Annotated in this window: 17 protein-coding genes; 8 read left to right on the top strand and 9 right to left on the bottom strand. The window is 66.3% G+C overall.

The features are described from left to right. Positions 1 to 43 precede the first annotated feature (43 nt). Positions 44 to 1114, bottom strand: a complete 1071-nt coding sequence (alr, locus tag LDO54_RS34440) for an alanine racemase (protein WP_224016792.1) — start codon at positions 1112 to 1114, stop codon at positions 44 to 46. Between the two features lie 217 nt (positions 1115 to 1331). On the opposite strand from alr, the gene lplT reads away from it, so the two are divergent. Both lplT and thiD read left to right on the top strand, forming a co-directional pair. After that, on the top strand, positions 1332 to 2642 hold the full coding sequence (gene lplT, locus LDO54_RS34435; protein ID WP_224016790.1) for a lysophospholipid transporter LplT: 1311 nt from the start codon (positions 1332 to 1334) through the stop codon (positions 2640 to 2642). A gap of 111 nt (positions 2643 to 2753) precedes the next feature. Beyond that, the gene (thiD, locus tag LDO54_RS34430) at positions 2754 to 3560 is read left to right on the top strand and encodes a bifunctional hydroxymethylpyrimidine kinase/phosphomethylpyrimidine kinase (protein ID WP_224016788.1); all 807 of its coding nucleotides are present in this window, start codon (positions 2754 to 2756) and stop codon (positions 3558 to 3560) included. Between the two features lie 17 nt (positions 3561 to 3577). Here thiD and LDO54_RS34425 read toward each other — a convergent pair whose 3' ends face one another. Genes LDO54_RS34425 through tsaB form a run of 4 tightly spaced genes read right to left on the bottom strand, consistent with a single transcriptional unit; the run spans position 3578 to position 7143 of the window. Next, entirely contained in the window at positions 3578 to 4849 is a 1272-nt protein-coding gene (locus LDO54_RS34425) for a DUF1853 family protein (protein WP_224016785.1), read from the bottom strand. Then, positions 4846 to 5871, bottom strand: a complete 1026-nt coding sequence (locus tag LDO54_RS34420) for a uracil-DNA glycosylase (protein WP_224016783.1) — start codon at positions 5869 to 5871, stop codon at positions 4846 to 4848. Before LDO54_RS34420 ends, LDO54_RS34425 begins: the two co-directional genes overlap by 4 nt. Next, positions 5858 to 6352, bottom strand: coding sequence for a ribosomal protein S18-alanine N-acetyltransferase (gene rimI / locus LDO54_RS34415; protein ID WP_224016781.1), 495 nt, complete (start codon positions 6350 to 6352; stop codon positions 5858 to 5860). The genes LDO54_RS34420 and rimI overlap by 14 nt, the downstream gene beginning before the upstream one ends. Next, positions 6349 to 7143 carry a tRNA (adenosine(37)-N6)-threonylcarbamoyltransferase complex dimerization subunit type 1 TsaB gene (gene tsaB / locus LDO54_RS34410; RefSeq protein WP_224016779.1) on the bottom strand — a complete coding sequence of 265 codons (795 nt, stop codon included), beginning with the start codon at positions 7141 to 7143 and terminating at the stop codon, positions 6349 to 6351. The genes rimI and tsaB overlap by 4 nt, the downstream gene beginning before the upstream one ends. 173 nt (positions 7144 to 7316) lie before the next feature. Here tsaB and LDO54_RS34405 point away from each other — a divergent pair, with 173 nt between their 5' ends. The 3 genes from LDO54_RS34405 (at position 7317) to aceA (ending at position 11552) form a co-directional block, all read left to right on the top strand. Continuing rightward, positions 7317 to 7586 carry an acyl-CoA-binding protein gene (locus LDO54_RS34405; RefSeq protein ID WP_224016776.1) on the top strand — a complete coding sequence of 90 codons (270 nt, stop codon included), beginning with the start codon at positions 7317 to 7319 and terminating at the stop codon, positions 7584 to 7586. Between the two features lie 507 nt (positions 7587 to 8093). Beyond that, positions 8094 to 9824, top strand: coding sequence for a DEAD/DEAH box helicase (locus LDO54_RS34400; protein WP_224016774.1), 1731 nt, complete (start codon positions 8094 to 8096; stop codon positions 9822 to 9824). A gap of 420 nt (positions 9825 to 10244) precedes the next feature. Next, a complete protein-coding gene (gene aceA, locus LDO54_RS34395) occupies positions 10245 to 11552 on the top strand; it encodes an isocitrate lyase (protein ID WP_224016771.1) in 1308 nt (435 codons plus the stop codon). 208 nt (positions 11553 to 11760) lie between these two features. On the opposite strand, the gene LDO54_RS34390 is transcribed toward aceA, so the two are convergent. Both LDO54_RS34390 and LDO54_RS34385 read right to left on the bottom strand, forming a co-directional pair. Further along, positions 11761 to 12198: a universal stress protein gene (locus LDO54_RS34390; RefSeq protein ID WP_224016823.1), complete on the bottom strand. Its 438-nt coding sequence runs from the start codon at positions 12196 to 12198 to the stop codon at positions 11761 to 11763. A 173-nt stretch (positions 12199 to 12371) separates the two neighbouring features. After that, positions 12372 to 13280: a LysR family transcriptional regulator gene (locus LDO54_RS34385; RefSeq protein ID WP_224016769.1), complete on the bottom strand. Its 909-nt coding sequence runs from the start codon at positions 13278 to 13280 to the stop codon at positions 12372 to 12374. A 168-nt stretch (positions 13281 to 13448) separates the two neighbouring features. On the opposite strand from LDO54_RS34385, the gene LDO54_RS34380 reads away from it, so the two are divergent. Together LDO54_RS34380 and aceB are read left to right on the top strand one after the other, a co-directional pair. Further along, positions 13449 to 14213 carry a haloacid dehalogenase type II gene (locus tag LDO54_RS34380; protein ID WP_224016767.1) on the top strand — a complete coding sequence of 255 codons (765 nt, stop codon included), beginning with the start codon at positions 13449 to 13451 and terminating at the stop codon, positions 14211 to 14213. A gap of 70 nt (positions 14214 to 14283) precedes the next feature. After that, positions 14284 to 15876, top strand: a complete 1593-nt coding sequence (aceB, locus tag LDO54_RS34375; RefSeq protein WP_224016765.1) for a malate synthase A — start codon at positions 14284 to 14286, stop codon at positions 15874 to 15876. A 104-nt stretch (positions 15877 to 15980) separates the two neighbouring features. Here aceB and LDO54_RS34370 read toward each other — a convergent pair whose 3' ends face one another. Beyond that, positions 15981 to 16409 (bottom strand): gamma-glutamylcyclotransferase family protein, encoded by a 429-nt coding sequence (locus LDO54_RS34370; protein WP_224016763.1) that lies wholly within the window; start codon positions 16407 to 16409, stop codon positions 15981 to 15983. 211 nt (positions 16410 to 16620) lie between these two features. Between LDO54_RS34370 and LDO54_RS34365 the strand changes: the two genes are divergently transcribed. Continuing rightward, the gene (locus LDO54_RS34365; protein ID WP_224016760.1) at positions 16621 to 17505 is read left to right on the top strand and encodes an AraC family transcriptional regulator; all 885 of its coding nucleotides are present in this window, start codon (positions 16621 to 16623) and stop codon (positions 17503 to 17505) included. 90 nt (positions 17506 to 17595) lie between these two features. On the opposite strand, the gene LDO54_RS34360 is transcribed toward LDO54_RS34365, so the two are convergent. Beyond that, positions 17596 to 18060: a GNAT family N-acetyltransferase gene (locus LDO54_RS34360; protein ID WP_224016758.1), complete on the bottom strand. Its 465-nt coding sequence runs from the start codon at positions 18058 to 18060 to the stop codon at positions 17596 to 17598. Positions 18061 to 18285: the final 225 nt, after the last annotated feature.

The following is an 18285-nucleotide window of genomic DNA, read 5'->3' as shown; positions in this document are numbered from 1 at the left end:
TCTCGCTTTCGACCCGCTGCGCTTTTGGCCGCTTTTTGCCCGCTTATTCCGCGCGCACCGGCACGCGCGGCGCGACCGCGCACATCAGCTCGTAGCCGATCGTGCCGCACGCGGCGGCCACGTCGTCGATCGGCAGCTTCGCGCCCCACAGCTCGACGCGCGTGCCCATGCCCGCGCCCGGCACCGGCGTGAGATCGACGGTCAGCATGTCCATGGACACGCGGCCGACGACATGCGTGCGCACGCCGTCGACGATCACGGGCGTGCCTTCGGGCGCCACGCGCGGATAGCCGTCCGCGTAACCGCAGGCCACCACGCCGATGCGCATCGGCTTGCGCGCCGTGAAGATCGAGCCGTAGCCGACGGACTGGCCTTCGGCGACGTTCTGCGTCGCGATCAGCTCGGAGGCGAGCGTCATCGCCGGTTGCAGGCCGGTGCCGTCGAGCGCCGACGCCACGCCCGAGGGCGACGCGCCATAGAGCACGATGCCGGGCCGCACCCAGTCGAAATGCGATGACGGATGCCAGAGCGTGGCCGCCGAATTCGCCAGGCTGCGCGCGCCCGCGATACCGTGCGCGCCGCGCTCGAACGTTTCCATCGCTTCGCCGATGCCGCGCGGCGTGTCGGCGTCCGCGAAGTGCGTCATCAGCGTGATCTGACCGATGCCGGCGGCGGCACGGGCGCGCTCCCACGCGGCGCGGTATTTCTCGGGCGTGTAGCCGAGCCGGTTCATGCCGCTATTCATCTTGAGCTGCACGTTAACAGGCTTCGAGAGGCGCGCCATTTCGAGCATGCGCATCTGCTCGTCGCAGTGGACGACGGTCGTCAGGCTGTAACGGTCGATCACGTCGATGTCGGTCGGCCGGAAGAAGCCTTCGAGCAGCAGGATCGGACCGGCCCAGCCGAGCTCGCGCAGCTTCACGGCTTCTTCGAGGTCGAGCAGGCCGAAGCCGTCGGTGGCGCGCAGGCCGGGGAACGCGCGCGCGAGCCCGTGCCCGTAAGCGTTGGCCTTGACCACGGCCCAGATTTTCGACTTCGGCGCGTATTTCCGGACGACGGAGAGATTATTCGCGAGAGCGGCGGTGTGGATCGTGGCTGAGAGGGGGCGCGGCATGGGAGATTTTCGTAAAGACGCTTTCGAATCAGGAGCTTACAGGGTGTTTTCAGCGCCCGGCAGGCCCGCCTGATGGGCGGTCAAGGAATGTGCTAGTCCGAATGCAGCTATTTTCGTGATATAAAGCCCTGCGCACAACCCATTTCGAACGTAATAAGCCCGGATGCCTCCCACCCGTCCGGGGCGGACGGACCGCGAGAGGACAGCATCGCATCAGATGAAAAAAGGCTTTTACACCATCATGGCCGCGCAGTTTTTTTCGTCGTTGGCCGACAATGCGCTCCTGATCGCTGCGATTGCACTGCTGAAAGACCTTCACGCCCCGAACTGGATGACGCCGCTGCTCAAGCTGTTCTTCGTCCTTTCCTACGTCGTTCTAGCCGCATTCGTCGGCGCCTTTGCTGATTCCCGCCCTAAGGGCAAAGTGATGTTTATCACGAACTCGATCAAGGTCGTGGGCTGCGCCATGATGCTGGCCGGCACGCATCCCTTGCTCGCGTATGGCGTGGTGGGCTTCGGCGCGGCGGCTTATTCGCCCGCCAAATACGGCATTCTGACGGAGCTGCTGCCGCCCGAACGGCTCGTCGCCGCCAACGGCTGGATCGAGGGCACCACGGTCGGCTCCATTATTCTGGGCACCGTGCTCGGCGGCGCGCTGATCAGCCCGCACATCGCTGCCCACGTGATCCGCCACACGCCCGCATCGATCAACACGCCGGCCGAAGCCGCGATGCTCGTGATCATGGCCATCTACGTGATCGCCGCCCTCTTCAATCTGCGTATCCCCGACACCGGCGCGCGCTATCCGCGCCAGCAGCACGGCCCGATCCGCCTCATCACCGACTTCGCCGACTGCTTCAACACGCTGTGGCACGACAAGCTTGGCCAGATCTCGCTCGCCGTCACGACGCTGTTCTGGGGCGCGGGCGCGACGCTGCAGTTCATCGTGCTGAAATGGGCCGAAGTCTCGCTCGGCATGTCGCTCTCGGAAGGCGCCGTGCTGCAGGCCGTGGTGGCCGTGGGCGTGGCCGCCGGCGCGATGATTGCGGCCGCGCGCATTCCGCTCAAGAAGTCGCTCTCGGTGCTGCCGGTCGGCATTCTGATGGGCATCGCCGTCATGCTGATGGCGTTCTACACGCGCAATCTCTTTCCGCCGCATTGGGGCCTGCATATCGGCCACATGCGCATTCCGGGATACCTGCTGTTCGCCTATGTGTTCCTGATGGTCGTGGGCGCGCTGTCGGGCTTCTTCGTCGTGCCGATGAACGCGCTGCTCCAGCATCGCGGCCACGTGCTGCTGTCCGCCGGCCACTCGATCGCCGTGCAGAACTTCAACGAGAACCTCTCGGTGCTCGTGATGCTCTGCCTCTACGCCGTGCTCGTCTGGCTCGACGTGCCGGTGACCATCGTGATCGTGCTGTTCGGCACCTTCGTCTGCCTGATGATGTGGCTCGTGATGCGGCGCCACCAGGCCAATCAGCGCGCGTTCGACTCGGTCGCGCTGATCGGCGAAAATCACGGACACTGACCGGCCGCGCCACGGCGCCGCCGTCGTCTTCTTCATCGAACTTTTCAGCGTCCGCGCGGCGGTCTTCGAGGTTTCGGAGCGATGCGCGCGCGACGCCTTCGCGACGCTGCCATGACCTCACCGATTTCCCACGTCCTCACGATCGCCGGCTCCGATTCGGGCGGCGGCGCGGGCATCCAGGCCGACCTCAAGGCTTTCTCCGCGCTCGGCGCGTACGGCGCGAGCGTGATCACCGCGCTGACCGCGCAGAACACGCGCGGCGTGACCGCGATCCACGCGCCCGACGCCGCCTTCGTGACGGCGCAGCTCGACGCCGTGTTCGACGACATCCGCATCGACGCCGTGAAGATCGGCATGCTCGCCAACGCGTCGATCGTGCGCGCCGTGGCCGATGCGCTGCGCCGCCACAAGCCGCCGCGCGTCGTGCTCGACACGGTGATGATCTCCAAGAGCAATCACGCGCTGCTCGCGCCGGAAGCCGTCGCGGCGCTGCGCGAGGAACTGCTGCCGCTCGCGGGCATCGTCACGCCGAATCTGCCGGAGGCGGCCGCGCTGCTCGGCATCGACGCCGCCACCGACGAAGCCGCGATGGTCGAACAAGGCGAACGCCTGCGCGCGCTCGGCGCGCAAGCCGTGCTGATGAAAGGCGGCCACCTCGGCGGCGACGACAGCCCCGACTGGCTGATCGAAGCCGGCGGCACGCTGCGTCTGGGCGGACCGCGCGTGCCGGTGACGAATACGCACGGCACGGGCTGCACGCTGTCCTCGGCGATTGCCGCGCTGTGGCCGCAGAACGCGACGCTCGCGGATGCGGTCGCGCAGGCGAAGACCTATCTCACCGGCGCGCTGGAAGCAAGCGACCGGCTCGAGGTCGGTCACGGCGTGGGGCCGGTGCATCACTTCTGGCGCTGGTGGTAAGCGCCGCGACGCACGGTTTATTGCAGCGCGAAGGCGCGGGCCCGCTCGGGCCAGTCGTCGGGGACGATGAAACCACGCGAGCGCTCGATATAGCCGCCCGCGCCATCGGCGACGAAAGCGGCGACCATCACCGGATCGTGCTTGCGCGGCAGATGCGCGAATAGTGTCGCGGCATCGGTTGGGCGCGCAACGGCGAGACGGCTGAGGAAGCCGCCGTCGTCTTCAGTTTTTCTCGTGGGTGTTTCGTCGGCCGATGCAGTGGCCGATTCACCAGGCAACTGCCCCGCCGAGTCACTGACTGGCTCGCCAACCACCCTGCGAGCCGACGCTCCGGCCACGCCACCCTCGCCCGCACCGCCACCAACCTCTCTCCCACTCTCGCTCGCCGTACTGGACTGGCTGTTAGTTGCGATATCGGCGCGTTCGCGATCCGCGAATTCATGCGCGCCGAGGTGACGCGGCGCGAGCCACGCAAGGCGCGGCAACACACTCCAGCCATCCGCGCCGTGACGCTCGGCGAATGCGGTCCATTCGGCTTGCGTAATCCACCAGCCGCGCCCGTGCTCCGCCGCGAGTTCCGGCGCACTCGCCGCCGTATCGTCAGCGTGCAAATCCGCGCGATAGAACAGCCAGCCCTTCACGAACATCTGCGCGAGCCAGGGACCGCCGCGACCCAGCGCCGCAAACTCCTCGCGCTGCGTCAGCCGCAATTGATGATCGAGCAGATGCACGTACTTCCAGTCGAAGCGGTCGCGCAGATTCGGCCCGACGAAATCCGCGAGACGGCCAGCGCGCGCCTCCTGCATGTCCGCATGCAGATAGCACTTCACCGCCAGCTCCCAATGAAGCTTGCTGCCATCGGCGGTCTCGACGAGAAAATCGCACTCGCCGAGCGTGCGGCCCGCATGCCGCAGCGCGAGATTGGCGGCGACGAGCCGCGGCGCGGGGCCGAGCGTCAGCCACGCGGCGAGCAGCGTTTCGGCGTAGCGGCCAAGGCGGGTGAGATGCGCCGCTTCGAGCAGCGCATGCAGGCTGGACGGATCGCGGTCGAGTTGCGCGAGCCAGTCGGCGACGGCGTGCGCGGATTTACCGTCGGCGTCATCGATGGCATCGGCGCAGGGCTGCGCGAGCGGCGCGTGAGGTTGCGCGCGCAACAAATCGGCGCTGAGCAGCAGCCACGCGAGATCGCGCACGGCCGGATCGGCGTACCGGGCCAGCGGATCGCGCGCGGTGTCGGACATCGCGTTCGGCACCGCGAGGCGCGCCCCGCCGCACCCGTCGGCGTTCACGACTCGCCGCCCGCCGCCTTGCGCCACGTATCGCGCGCGAGGCACAGATCGGCCCACGCCTTCGACTTGTCGTGCAGGCTGCGCAGCAGATACGCCGGGTGATACGTGACGATCACCGGTACGCCTTCGTACTCGTGCACGCGGCCGCGCAGCGACGCGATGCTGCCGTCGGTCTTCAGCAGGCTCTGCGCGGCGAAGCGTCCGAGCGCGACGATGATCTTCGGCTTCACGAGCGCGACCTGGCGTTGCAGATACGGCTCGCAGCGCGCGACCTCGTCCGGCTCGGGATTGCGGTTGCCGGGCGGACGGCACTTGATGACGTTGGCGATGTACACGTTATCTTCGCGCGCGAGCGAGAGCGCGTGGAGCATGTTGTCGAGCAGCTTGCCCGCCTGGCCGACGAAGGGCTCGCCCTGACGGTCTTCGTTCTCGCCGGGCGCTTCGCCGATCAGCATCCAGTCGGCTTCGCGGTCGCCTACGCCGAACACGGTGTTGGTGCGCTTCTCGCACAGACGGCAGCGCTCGCACGACTTGACGCGTTCGGCGAGCGTGTCCCAGTCGAGCGTCGCGATGTCGTCGCGCGGCGCGCGCGCGGGCGCGTCCATGCCCTGCGGCAGCACCGGCTCGGCGACTGAGTCGAACCACGCGAAATCGTCTTCGGTGAAAGGCGGCGGTTCGTCGGCGGCGGGTTGCGCGGACTGAGCGGACTGAGCGAACTGCGCAGGTTGCACACGCTTCGCTTCGGACGGCGCGGGTTCGCGCGTCTCGGGCTGCGCGTGCGGCGCGGCGGTGGCGGCAGGCTCGCGACGCGGCATCGGCGCCGGCGAAGGTGCTTGCGTCTGTGCCTGCGTCGGCGCTTCGGCGCGCGCCACAACCGCCTCAACCGGCGGCGCGGCTTCCGTCACATCGCGCGCGACCGCCGTTCCAGCCTCGGCCGCGACGCCTGCATCAGCCGCCGCGCCCTTGCGCACCCAGCGCGGCGCGAGCCCCAGCTCCTCGAGCGCGTATTCATCGAGCGCCATCCGCGCCCTCCTCTGCAAAAGTCAGACGCATCACCATCGCGTCCTCGCGGGTGTGGTGACGGGCCGGATAGTAATTCTTGCGCCGCCCGACGGTCACGAAACCGAACTGCTCGTACAGGCGGATCGCGCGATGATTCGACGGCCGCACTTCGAGCAGCAGTCCTTCGAGCCCCTGTGCGCGCGACATCCGCACGCCTTCGCGCAGCAGTGCGAGCCCCGCGCCCGCGCCTTGAGCCTGCGGCGCGACGCACAGATTGAGCAGATGCATCTCGTCGACCACGGGCATCAGCACGCAATAGCCGATCAGCGTGCCGGTCACGTGGCGCATGCAGATGCCGTAGTAGCCGTTGCGCAGCGAATCCTCGAAATTGCCGCGCGACCACGGAAATTCGTACGCCGACTTCTCGATGACGACGACCTCGTCGAGATCGCTTTCGGTCATCTGGGACAAATAGCGGTCGGTCATCAGGACGCCGCTCATCGGCCCTCCCCGGACGCGGCCGACTTGGCGGCGAGGCGCTCGGCCGTGGTCTGCGCGACCTTGTTGCGGATGTATTCCGGCGCGGCCTGGTCGGCGGGCACGGTGCGCCCGGCGCGGAACGCACGCAGCGCGGCATGCGCGAGCGGCACGGCGTGCGGCAGCGCCTCGGCGTCGATCACGCGCGCGGTCGTGGCCGCCGTGAGGCGCGAGCCGAAGGCCGCCGCCGCGTTGCCCGCGAGCGTGAACGGCGCATCCGGCGCGACGATGCCCTCGGGTGCATCGAGCGAGGCGGCGCGCAGCGTCTGCCAGTCGTCCGCCGCCGCGTCCCACGCGTAATCGGCCCAATAGGCTTCGTCCATGCGCGCATCGAGCGCCGCCAGCACGCGCGTCGCCGACGGATCGCGCTGGCGCGCGCTTTCCGCGCAGACGAGCAGCGTGCTCACCGGCACGACCGGAATATCGAGGCCGAACGCGAGGCCTTGCGCGACGCCCGTGGCGGTGCGCAAGCCCGTGAACGAGCCGGGTCCTGCGCCGAAGGCGATCGCGTTGCAGTCGGCGAGCGCGAGTCCGGCTTCGGCGAGCACTTCGCCGATCGCGGGCAGCAGGCGCGTGCTGGAAACGGCCCCTGTGGCTTCATGCCGCACCCAGACGCGCGGCGCGGACGGCTCTTGAGCGGCGTTCTGAGCCGGATTCTGGGCAGATTCGCCGCTCGCGGGCGCGGCGGCGCGAAGCAGCGCGACCGAACAGAATTCGGTCGAGGTATCGATGGCAAGCAGCACGGTTTCAGTCATGACCGCTATTGTAATGCGGCGCCCTCGCCCAGTCGCCGCCCAGGCATGCGCGCTGCGCGCCGCCCACGCCGACAGCCTGACACCTTCTAGAGTGGAGGAATCGTTCCAGCCCCATGACAGATGTCGCTGCTACCATCGTCGGACTCGATCGATTTCAAGCGGAGGAAACCACAATGAGCGATATCAACGCCCAATTCGCGCAGGCCCAGGAAGACGTGCAGAAGCTGTCGGAGCGCCCGGGCAACCTGACGCTGCTGCGTCTGTACGCGCTGTTCAAGCAGGCCAGCGAAGGCGACGTGCGCGGCGACAAGCCGGGCTTCACCGACATCGTCGGCAAATATAAGTACGACGCCTGGGCCGCACTGCAAGGCACCGCGCAGGACACGGCGAAGACGCAGTACGTGGAACTCGTCGAGTCGCTCAAGAGCGGCGCGGCAAGCTGAACCAGCGAGGCGCGGGGGGCGACGCGGCACACGAAGCAGCAATAAGCGGCAATAAGCAGCAATACGCAGCACGACCCGCACGGCCGAAGCCCTACGCCCGGCCGCCCCGGATTCCCGCCGATTTCCCGTTGTTCGCACCCTCTTTTGCACCGATCCGCGTGCAAGTATCCGTTCGCCCGTCACAACGCTGGCGCGCTGCAACAAAACGAGATATAATCTCCGCTGCGTTGCGCTCCGGTCGCCTTTGCGATCAGCCCAACGCCACGTAGCGTTTAAGCTCCAATCCAGTTTAGAACCTGTCCCTCCCTGCCGTGGCCCTGCTTCCGGGCCGTCAAGTATCAGGCTGGCGGTTGGCCAATCCGGGCTGAGCCGCACCCAAAACAGCTTCTAACGAAAATCCGCCCCCGTGTGCGGATTGCCCCCGTTTTTCGATTTGTTTGCACAATCCGACGACTTGGGTATGCCGATTGGCGCCGACGTTCTATTTCCTGTGTACCAAGGATTTTCATGACTTCGAGCAATACCCAAAGCCCCCTCGACGCGATCGCCAACGACGCCCTCGGCCTCGAGCAGCCTGTCGCCGCCGCCGCTGAAGGCGCCGCGCCTGCCGCCGACACGCCGGAAGGTCCGACGTTCGCGTCGCTCGGTCTGTCGCCGGAGATCGTCTCCGCGCTGACCGCAGCGGGCTATAAGGCTCCGACGCCGGTTCAGGAACGCGCCATTCCTGCAGCCATCGCGGGCCGCGACCTGCTGGTCTCCAGCCCGACCGGTTCGGGCAAGACCGCAGCCTTCATGCTGCCTGCCATCGAGCGCTTCGCGCAGATCCAGAAGGCACAAGCCGCGCAGCCGCGCGAGCCGCGTCCGCAAGGCGCGAACGGCCAAGCCGATCGCCGCCCGCAACGCCGTCCGCAGCCGGTGGCACGCCCCGGCCTGCTCGTCCTCACGCCGACGCGCGAACTCGCCATGCAGGTGACGACGGCCGCTTCGACGTACGGCCAGCACCTGCGCCGCCTGCGCACCGTCAGCATTCTCGGCGGCGTGGCCTACGGCCAGCAGCTGATGCTGCTCGCCAAGAACCCCGAAATCCTCGTGGCGACGCCGGGCCGTCTGCTCGACCACCTCGAGCGCGGCCGTATCGACCTGTCCGAGCTGAAGATGCTCGTGCTCGACGAAGCCGACCGCATGCTGGACATGGGCTTCATCGACGACATCGACACGATCGTCGCCGCCACGCCCGAAACGCGTCAGACGATGCTGTTCTCGGCCACGCTCGACGGCAAGATCGCTTCGATCACCGGCCGTCTGCTGAAGGACCCGGAGCGTATCGAAATCGTCCGCAAGATCGAAGCGAGCTCGAACATCGCCCAGACCGTGCACTACGTCGACGACCGCGATCACAAGGATCGTCTGCTCGACCATCTGCTGCGCGACGAAAAGCTCGACCAGGCCGTCGTGTTCACGGCGACCAAGATGGACGCGGACCAACTCGCGGGCAAGCTGGCCGACGCCGGCTTCGAAACCGCCGCGCTGCACGGCGACCTGCCGCAAGGCGCGCGTAACCGCACGATCCGCGCACTGCGCGAGCGTCGCGTGCGCGTGCTGGTCGCGACCGACGTCGCGGCACGCGGCATCGACATCCCGGGCATCACGCACGTCTTCAACTACGACCTGCCGAAGTTCGCGGAAGACTACGTCCACCGTATCGGCCGTACGGGTCGCGCGGGCCGTTCGGGCACCGCAGTGAGCCTCGTGCACCACGCCGAGCAAGGCGCGCTCAAGCGCATCGAGCGTTTCGTGCGCGGCACGCTGCCGGTCAACGTCGTCGAAGGCTTCGAGCCGCGCAAGGCACCGCCGGCTAACCGTGGCTTTGGCGGCCGCGGCCGTCCGGGCGGCGGCAACGGCGGCGGCCGTCGCTTCGGCGGCAAGCCGGGTGGCGGCTACGGCAACAACCGTGGCGGCTACGGCGGCGGCAACGGCAACGGCGAGCGCAGCTTCGGCGACCGTCCGCAAGGCGATCGTCCGCAAGGCGACCGCAACGGCAACAGCTGGGGCAACAAGTCGTCGGATTCGCGCGGCGGCTACGGCCAGCGTGAAGGCGGCTACGGCGCCTCGCGCCGCGAAGGCGGCGATCGTGGCGGCTACGGCCAGCCGCGCGGCGACGGCTACGGCCGTTCGCGCGAAGGCTTCGGCGGCGGCCGCCGTGACGGCGGCCCGCGTGGCGCACGTCGCGACAGCTAAGCAACGCTGAAAACGGCGTCGAGCGGCGGTCAACACCGCCCTCGCGCCCGCAGCCAATAAAAAGACCGGTGCTTTGTCACCGGTCTTTTTTTGTCCGCAGACAGAATTTCACGATACGAAAAATTTTTTTGCTTCGTAAAATCTCGTGCTGCGTGGCACAAACCGGGCCATTGCAAGATGGAAAATTGCGTTTCTTATCGCGAAACGTACGTCATAACATATTGATTTTATTCATTTAAAAAACCACAAAAATCCCCATTGCCGCCCTGTTGCCGGCGCATCGGTTTGCCTAGACTCTTATATAAGAGTTCGCGAAACGAAACGCCTCCAGGCACCCACGAGACACTGGCTTCGCGACGTTCACCGGTTCAGCAGTTCCGATCAGCGGTTCATCTATCAGGTAAACAGAAGGAGCGCACCATGTCGACTCGTCAACAGCAAGCACAGCAACTCCAGCAGCAATGGGATACGGATCCGCGCTGGAAGGGCGTCAAGCGCAACTACACGGCTGAAGACGTGGTGCGCCTGCGCGGTTCGATCCAGCCAGAGCACACGCTCGCGAAGCAAGGCGCGGAAAAGCTCTGGAAGGGCGTGAACACCGAGCCGTTCATCAACGCGCTGGGCGCCCTCACCGGCAATCAGGCGATGCAGCAGGTCAAGGCCGGCCTCAAGGCGATCTATCTGTCGGGCTGGCAAGTCGCGGGCGACGCCAACCTCGCGGGAGAAATGTACCCGGACCAGTCGCTCTACCCGGCCAATTCGGTGCCGCAAGTGGTCAAGCGCATCAACAACACGCTCACGCGCGCCGACCAGATCCAGTGGTCCGAAGGCAAGAATCCGGGCGACGAAGGCTACACCGACTTCTTCCAGCCGATCGTGGCCGACGCTGAAGCGGGCTTCGGCGGCGTGCTGAACGCGTTCGAACTGATGAAGGCGATGATCGAAGCCGGCGCCGCGGGCGTGCACTTCGAAGACCAGCTCGCTTCGGTGAAGAAGTGCGGCCACATGGGCGGCAAGGTGCTCGTGCCGACGCGCGAAAACATCGCCAAGCTGACGGCCGCGCGTCTGGCCGCCGACGTCTGCGGCGTGCCGACCGTGCTGCTCGCCCGCACCGACGCGGAAGCCGCCGACCTGGTCACGTCCGACATCGACGACAACGACAAGCCGTTCCTCACGGGCGAGCGCACCGTGGAAGGCTTCTTCCGCACCCGCAACGGCCTCGATCAGTCGATCTCGCGCGGTCTCGCCTACGCGCCATACGCCGACATGATCTGGTGCGAAACGGGCAAGCCGGATCTGGCGTTCGCCAAGCAGTTCGCCGAGGCGATCCACAAGGAATTCCCGGGCAAGCTGCTCTCGTATAACTGCTCGCCGTCATTCAACTGGAAGAAGAATCTCGACGACGCGACGATCGCCAAGTTCCAGCGCGAGCTGGGCGCGATGGGCTACAAGTTCCAGTTCATCACGCTCGCGGGCTTCCACTCGCTGAACTACTCGATGTTCAACCTCGCGCACGGCTATGCGCGCCAGAACATGAGCGCGTTCGTGGAACTCCAGCAGGCCGAGTTCGCCGCCGCCGAGAAGGGTTTCACCGCCGTGAAGCATCAGCGCGAAGTGGGCACGGGCTACTTCGACGCCGTGACGCAGACGGTCGAGCACAACGCGTCGACCACGGCGCTGCACGGTTCGACGGAAGACGAGCAGTTCTTCGACAAGAAGGTGGCGTAAGACCACCGCTGGCGAGGGTTTGGGGTGCCCTCGCCCGTTCTGGCGCCGTCCGCGGCGCGGCGGCCGGCCTGCGAAACCTTGGCGGGGCATGCCGGCCGCCGCAACCGCCGGACGCGCGCCGAACGTCCGCACGATCAAAGCGACCTGAGAGACACCGGCAAAACAACAAGAACACGAGACACACGCCGACAGAACGCCGCCCCGTTTCTCACCGATACACGATCACCGGAATCTTCGTATGACTGAGCACGCGCTGGGTCTCGCTGCCGATCAGCAGGCTACCCAGGCCGCGGCGCCCGTGCGAGGCCATGAAAATCACGTCGCAGCCCCGGTTTTCGGCGGCTTCGATAATGCCGAGATAAGGCGAAGGATGGACGCTGGTGCAGCTGTCGCACGCCACGCCCACGCTGTGCGCCGCCTCCTCGACTTCCTGCAGATGCGTGCGCGCCTCTCGCTCACTGCGCGTCTGGAAGTCGCCGGGAAGCTCGATGGCGATGTCATCGGGATAAGGCGAGTACGGATATTGCGGCATGCAGGCGTAGGCCGTGACGCGCGCGCCTACCGTGCGCGCGAGCGCGATCGCGCCGTCGATCGCTTTTTTCGACAGATCCGTGCCGTCGGTCGGAACGAGGATGTGCTTGAACATGACGCCCTCCGTGTTCATGTGCGCTGCCGACTCATGCGCCGATCTCATGTGCCGATTGTAGTGCGCTAAAAAACGCGGCGCGGCGGGCATGCGGGCATCTCCCCATATCGGAAACACCCACATCCCGCCGCGCGCGATGACAAAGCAAGCCGAAGAAAGCGAGACCGACGCCGTCAGTCCTGGCCCCAGTAACCTGGTTGACCGTACGTATGCTTGAGAAAGTCGAGAAAGAGGCGCACGCGCAACGGCAGGTGCCGGCGCTGCGGAAACACGGCATGAATGCCGATGGGCGGCGCGGCGTAAGCGTCGAGCACGCGCGCGAGCCGGCCCGCCGCAATGTCCTCGCCGACTTCCCACCACGAGCGCCACGCGAGACCGTGGCCCGCCAGACACCACTCGTGCAGCACCGCGCCGTCCGAGCACTCCATCGTGCCCCCCACGCGGATCTGCACCACCTTGTCGTCCTGCTGGAAGGTCCAGCCGCGCTGCTGGTTTGCGCTCGCGCCGAACGCGAGGCAGTTGTGGCGCGCCAGATCGGCGAGTGTTTCGGGTTCGCCGCGCCGCGACAGATACGAGGGCGCGGCCACGACCACGCGGCGGTTTTCGCCGAGCTTCAGCGAGACCAGCGACGAGTCGGGCAATTCGCCCAGACGCACGGCGCAGTCGAAGCCTTCGTTGACCAGATCGACGAGCCGGTCCGAGAGATCGAGCGTGATCGTCACGTCCGGGTGCGCAACCGTGAAATCGGGCACGAGCGGCGCGACGTGGCGCCGTCCGAAACCCGCCGGCGCCGACACGCGCAGGTGCCCGCTCGCCTTCACGCCGCCCGCCGAGACGCTCGCCTCGGCGTTCTGCATGTCGTGAATGATGCGCTGGCAGTCTTCGAGAAACGCCGAGCCCTCGAAGGTCAGCGTGATGCGCCGCGTAGTGCGCACGAACAGCTTCACGCCGAGGCGTTCCTCGAGCGCGTCGATACGGCGTCCGATGATCGCGGGCGCGACGCCTTCGGCCTGCGCGGCCGCCGAAAGACTGCCCTTCGCGGCGACGATCGCGAAGGTCTCGATTTGCTTGAATCGATCCATCTGGAGAAAAAAGGAGCCGGATTGCGCAGCGCAAATGGCTGCAAAAAAGCGAATGGTCGTCAGATTAGGTGGGTAAAAGTAAAAGATCAAGTGATCAATCCCGCCTTTTTCAGCAATCCACCTCATGAATACAATTCACCTCGACCTCTGACGACGGAGTGCAAGGCTATGTCGGCCACAACGACAACTCATTTTCCCAAGGCTGTGATCTTCGACGCGTACGGCACGCTGTTCGACGTCCATTCGGTCGTCGCCGCTGCCGAGCAGATGTTCCCGGGCCAGGGCGAAGCGCTCTCGCAGCTCTGGCGCCTCAAGCAGATCGAATACACGCAGTTGCGCACGCTCTCGGACCCCGCTGGTGCGCGCTACAAGCCGTTCTGGGACATCACGCTCGACGCGCTGCGCTATGCCGCGCGCCGTCTGAACCTCGCGCTCACGGGCGCCGGCGAAAAGCGTTTGATGGACGAATACGCCTGCCTCTCCGCCTTCCCCGACGTCCTGCCCGTGCTGCGCCGCCTGCGCGAGCCGCGCGAAGACGGCAGCCGCACGGGTCTCGCAATCCTCTCGAACGGCAATCCGCAGATGCTCGACATCGCGGTCAAGAGCGCGGGCATGAACGGCCTGTTCGACCACGTGCTCTCCGTGGACGCCGTGCGCGCCTACAAGCCCGCCGCCGCCGCGTACGCACTCGGCACGGCCGCGTTCGACGCGGCCGCGCGCGAGATGGTGTTCGTATCGTCGAATGGCTGGGACGCCGCGGGCGCCGGCTGGTTCGGCTACACCACGTTCTGGATCAACCGCCAGCGACTGCCCGCCGAGGAACTCGGCGTCGCGCCGCACGGCACCGGCGGCGGCATGGCTGAACTGGCCGCCTTCATCGAAACCGCCGCGCCCGCCGAACGAAGCCGCCCCCGCCCCAGCCCGGGCGCGTGACGGCATCGCTCAGCGAGCACGGATAGCAGCACATCACGCATTCACATCTGACCGACCAAGGAGTTAGCAAATGGCGAACACGTTGCAACTGCCGCAAGGCATGCAGATCACGGCCGAGATCCAACCCGGCTTCGAACAGATCCTCACGCCCGAGGCGCTCGAACTCGTCGCGAAGCTGCACCGCGCTTTCGAACCGCGTCGCCAGGAACTGCTGAAGGCGCGCGTCGAGCGCACCCAGCGCCTCGACGCGGGCGAGCGCCCGGACTTCCTCGCGGATACGAAGTCGATCCGCGAAGGCGACTGGAAAATCGCCGCGCTGCCGAAGGATCTCGAATGCCGCCGCGTGGAAATCACCGGCCCGGTCGAGCGCAAGATGATCATCAACGCGCTGAATTCGGGCGCGGATTCCTACATGACCGACTTCGAGGATTCGAACGCGCCGAACTGGGACAACCAGATCACCGGCCAGATCAACCTCAAGGACGCGGTGCGCCGCACGATTTCGCTCGAACAGAACGGCAAGTCGTACAAGCTCAACGACAAGACCGCCACGCTGATCGTGCGTCCGCGCGGCTGGCACCTCGACGAAAAGCACGTGACGGTCGACGGCCAGCGCGTGTCGGGCGGCATCTTCGACTTCGCGCTCTACCTGTTCCACAACGCGAAGGAGCTGCTCTCGCGCGGCAGCGGCCCGTACTTCTATCTGCCGAAGATGGAAAGCCACCTCGAAGCGCGCCTGTGGAACGACATCTTCGTCGCGGCCCAGGAAGGCGTGGGCATTCCTCGCGGCACGATCCGCGCGACGGTGCTGGTCGAAACGATCCTTGCCGCGTTCGAGATGGACGAAATCCTCTATGAACTGCGCGAACACAGCTCGGGCCTGAACGCGGGCCGCTGGGACTACATCTTCTCGGCGATCAAGAAGTTCAAGAAGGACGCGGACTTCTGCCTCGCGGACCGCTCGCAGATCACGATGACCGTGCCGTTCATGCGCGCCTACGCGCTCGAACTGCTGAAGACCTGCCACAAGCGCAATGCACCGGCGATCGGCGGCATGAGCGCGCTGATTCCGATCAAGAACGATGCGGCCGCGAACGACAAGGCCATGGGCGGAGTGCGTTCGGACAAGGCGCGCGATGCAAGCGACGGCTACGACGGCGGCTGGGTCGCGCACCCGGGTCTCGTGCCCATCGCGATGGAAGAGTTCGTGAAGGTGCTCGGCGACAAGGCGAACCAGATCGGCAAGCAGCGCCCCGACGTCAACGTGACGAACAAGGATCTGCTCGACTTCCGCCCGGAAGCGCCGATCACCGAAACGGGCCTGCGCAACAACATCAACGTCGGCATCCACTATCTCGGTTCGTGGCTCGCGGGCAATGGCTGCGTGCCGATCCACAACCTGATGGAAGACGCCGCGACCGCCGAAATCTCGCGCTCGCAGGTGTGGCAGTGGATCCGCTCGCCGAAGGGCAAGCTCGACGACGGCCGCAAGGTCACGGCCGAACTCGTGCGCGAACTGATCCCGCAGGAACTGGACAAGGTGAAGGGCGTGGTCGGCGGCGATACGAAGCCGTATGAGCGCGCCGCACAGATCTTCGAACAGATGTCGACGTCGGAAGACTTCGTCGAATTCCTGACGCTGCCGCTGTACGAGGAAATCTGATCGGCTTCGCTTGACGCGATACGCCGATGAAAAAAGGCCCGGCGGATGGGAGTCCGCCGGGCCTTCGTGTTTTTGGCTCTCTTATCGAGCGTGAGGTTCGGGCTTTAACGCGCGCGCCGATGCTCCACCCAGTCGCCGCTCGCGATCTCGGGACGGCCCGCGACCGCACCCGGCGCGACCGGATAGTACAGGCAGTCGATGCGCTCGCCCTGCACTTCGATGCTCACGGCCTTCGAGACGAACAGGCCGTCGACGCCCGGATACACCTGCTCGATTTCGTCGAGCACGGCCAGCAGCGCATCGTCGATTTCGTAGACGTCGCCGACTACGCGCGCCTGTTGATCCGCTTGCTTCGCAGCAGCATCGTGCGCGCCGGCCACCATGCCCGGATACGTGCCGAAGTCGAACAGCCGACCCGACAGCGACGTAAGCCCGAGATGACGCGGACGCGCGATCGCGTTGCGATCCGCCGCGAGGTTGATGTCGTTGATCTCGCCCGCGCGCAGCGTGCCGTAGACGAACACGTATTTCATGGATTCCGCTCCTTGCTCCTGATATCCGCAGCATTATGCGATGCCCAAAATGTTTGCGTGCGGCGCTTCGGCGTTGCATCGGCACGGCTGCGCGCCGATCCGCGCACGCGCCTACAATGAAGCACTTAATCTGAGCTGTTCGCGCACCTGTTCTCGCACCTCTTCGCGCACCTGTTCTCGCCCATCAGTACCCGCCATACGCCCGCACGCCATGACCGCCGACGCCCCCGCCATCGACGCGACCGATGCCCTTTCGGCGACGTTCGCCCAGATCCCGCCCGAGTTCGCGCCGAACCTCGAGCATCCGATCCGCGTGCGTTCGCGGCCGATGGCTGCCGGCGTGCGCATCTCGAAGCACACGCATGCGTGGGCGCAACTCGCGTATGCGTCGCGCGGCGTGCTGCGCATGGCCACGCCCGGCACCACGTGGATGGTGCCGCCGTCGCGCGCGATCTGGGTGCCGCCGCACGTCACGCACGAAGTGGCGATCGTCGAGGACGCGTTTCTGCGCACGTTGTATGTCGATCAGTCGGTGATTCCGGCCGGGCTCGACGCGTGCCGGGTCGTGGAGGTGTCGGGGCTGCTGCGCGAATCCATCGCCGCCTTCGACGAGCAAGGCATCGCACCGGCGCGCGAGCGTCTGCTCGGCGCGGTCGCGCTCGACGAGATCACGCGCTCGGCGCCTCTGCCGCTCGCGGTGCCGATGCCTGAGGAAAAGCGTCTGCGCGCGCTCTGCGAGGCGCTGCTCGCCGATCCGGCCGGTCCCGGCTCGCTCGAATACTGGGCCGCACACGTAGGCGCCAGCACACGCACGATTGCGCGGCTGTTCCGGCTGGAACTGGGCGTGAGTTTTTCGCAGTGGCGTCAGCAGGCGATCCTCGCGCGCGCGATTCCGCTGCTGAACCAGGGCAAGCCGATGTCGATCGTCGCGCAGGAACTCGGCTATCAAAGCCAGAGCGCGTTTTCGGCGATGTTCCGGCGCGCGTTCGGTGAAAGTCCGCGGGCCTTTATCGCACGCGGCACCGACGACCGCGAACAGGATCTCGACGAAACCCACTCGGCGAACGACGAACCGCTCGAAGCGCCGGACGACTGACACGCGCGACGCACGCGTTCATTGCGCGCTCAACGGCCAGCGCGGCTGTCAGCGGCTGCCAACGGCCGCCAGATACGCGCAAAACCGCGCTCAGACCAGCCGCGTCATGTGCCGGATCGAGCCCAGCCGCGCGAGCCGCGGCCCCGCCACCCGATACCCCTTGCGCAGATACAGCCGCGCCGCCGGGTTATCGACGAACACGCGCAGCTGCAATTCGCGCAGACCGCGCTCGCGCGCCCATTGATGCGAGATGTCGAGCAGGAAGGTGCCCGCACCGTTGCCGCGATAGCCCTCGGCGATCTGCACATCGCGGATATGCAGCGAATCGCCCTCCTGCGTCACGCGCAGCACGCCGATCGCTTCGCCGTCGAGTTCGAGAATGAAATTCTCCGATTCGCGGTAGCTCGCGAGAAACAGATCGCCGCGCCAGATCAGATGATGCCGCTGGTAATAGCCGCCCATGTTCCGCCGCGTGAGCGACTCGGCGAACTCGAAGTCGTCCATGGTGGCGTGACGCAGCTGGAAGCGCGACGGAATGTCGTTCGGTGCGAACATGGGAGGCAACGCGGCAATCGCGGAAATTCGGAGTTTCGACAACGCTACGATAACGCGCCGCCTCAGGCAATGGCATTTTGTCCGTACGCGTCGACGAACAGCCCGTAGGACTGCGCCGCACCAAAGATCGGAGGAGAAAGAGCGCGCGAGAAGAAACTGGCGGCGGAAAAGAAAAAAGCCCGCTGGAACTTCCAGCGGGCTTTGATTCTGGCGGAGCGGACGGGA

The sequence above is a fragment of the Paraburkholderia tropica genome, from assembly GCF_914484835.1.
Classification (GTDB): domain Bacteria; phylum Pseudomonadota; class Gammaproteobacteria; order Burkholderiales; family Burkholderiaceae; genus Paraburkholderia; species Paraburkholderia tropica_A.
Note: the sequence above shows the minus strand (reverse complement) of the source record. Positions and strands in the feature narration are given on the sequence as shown.

Coding starts and splice junctions, on each gene's coding strand:
- alr (WP_224016792.1), bottom strand. CDS start 1,114: ATGCCGCGCCCCCTCTCAGCCACGATCCACACCGCCGCTCTCGCGAAT.
- lplT (WP_224016790.1), top strand. CDS start 1,332: ATGAAAAAAGGCTTTTACACCATCATGGCCGCGCAGTTTTTTTCGTCG.
- thiD (WP_224016788.1), top strand. CDS start 2,754: ATGACCTCACCGATTTCCCACGTCCTCACGATCGCCGGCTCCGATTCG.
- LDO54_RS34420 (WP_224016783.1), bottom strand. CDS start 5,871: ATGGCGCTCGATGAATACGCGCTCGAGGAGCTGGGGCTCGCGCCGCGC.
- rimI (WP_224016781.1), bottom strand. CDS start 6,352: ATGAGCGGCGTCCTGATGACCGACCGCTATTTGTCCCAGATGACCGAA.
- tsaB (WP_224016779.1), bottom strand. CDS start 7,143: ATGACTGAAACCGTGCTGCTTGCCATCGATACCTCGACCGAATTCTGT.
- LDO54_RS34405 (WP_224016776.1), top strand. CDS start 7,317: ATGAGCGATATCAACGCCCAATTCGCGCAGGCCCAGGAAGACGTGCAG.
- LDO54_RS34400 (WP_224016774.1), top strand. CDS start 8,094: ATGACTTCGAGCAATACCCAAAGCCCCCTCGACGCGATCGCCAACGAC.
- aceA (WP_224016771.1), top strand. CDS start 10,245: ATGTCGACTCGTCAACAGCAAGCACAGCAACTCCAGCAGCAATGGGAT.
- LDO54_RS34390 (WP_224016823.1), bottom strand. CDS start 12,198: ATGTTCAAGCACATCCTCGTTCCGACCGACGGCACGGATCTGTCGAAA.
- LDO54_RS34385 (WP_224016769.1), bottom strand. CDS start 13,280: ATGGATCGATTCAAGCAAATCGAGACCTTCGCGATCGTCGCCGCGAAG.
- LDO54_RS34380 (WP_224016767.1), top strand. CDS start 13,449: ATGTCGGCCACAACGACAACTCATTTTCCCAAGGCTGTGATCTTCGAC.
- aceB (WP_224016765.1), top strand. CDS start 14,284: ATGGCGAACACGTTGCAACTGCCGCAAGGCATGCAGATCACGGCCGAG.
- LDO54_RS34370 (WP_224016763.1), bottom strand. CDS start 16,409: ATGAAATACGTGTTCGTCTACGGCACGCTGCGCGCGGGCGAGATCAAC.
- LDO54_RS34365 (WP_224016760.1), top strand. CDS start 16,621: ATGACCGCCGACGCCCCCGCCATCGACGCGACCGATGCCCTTTCGGCG.
- LDO54_RS34360 (WP_224016758.1), bottom strand. CDS start 18,060: ATGTTCGCACCGAACGACATTCCGTCGCGCTTCCAGCTGCGTCACGCC.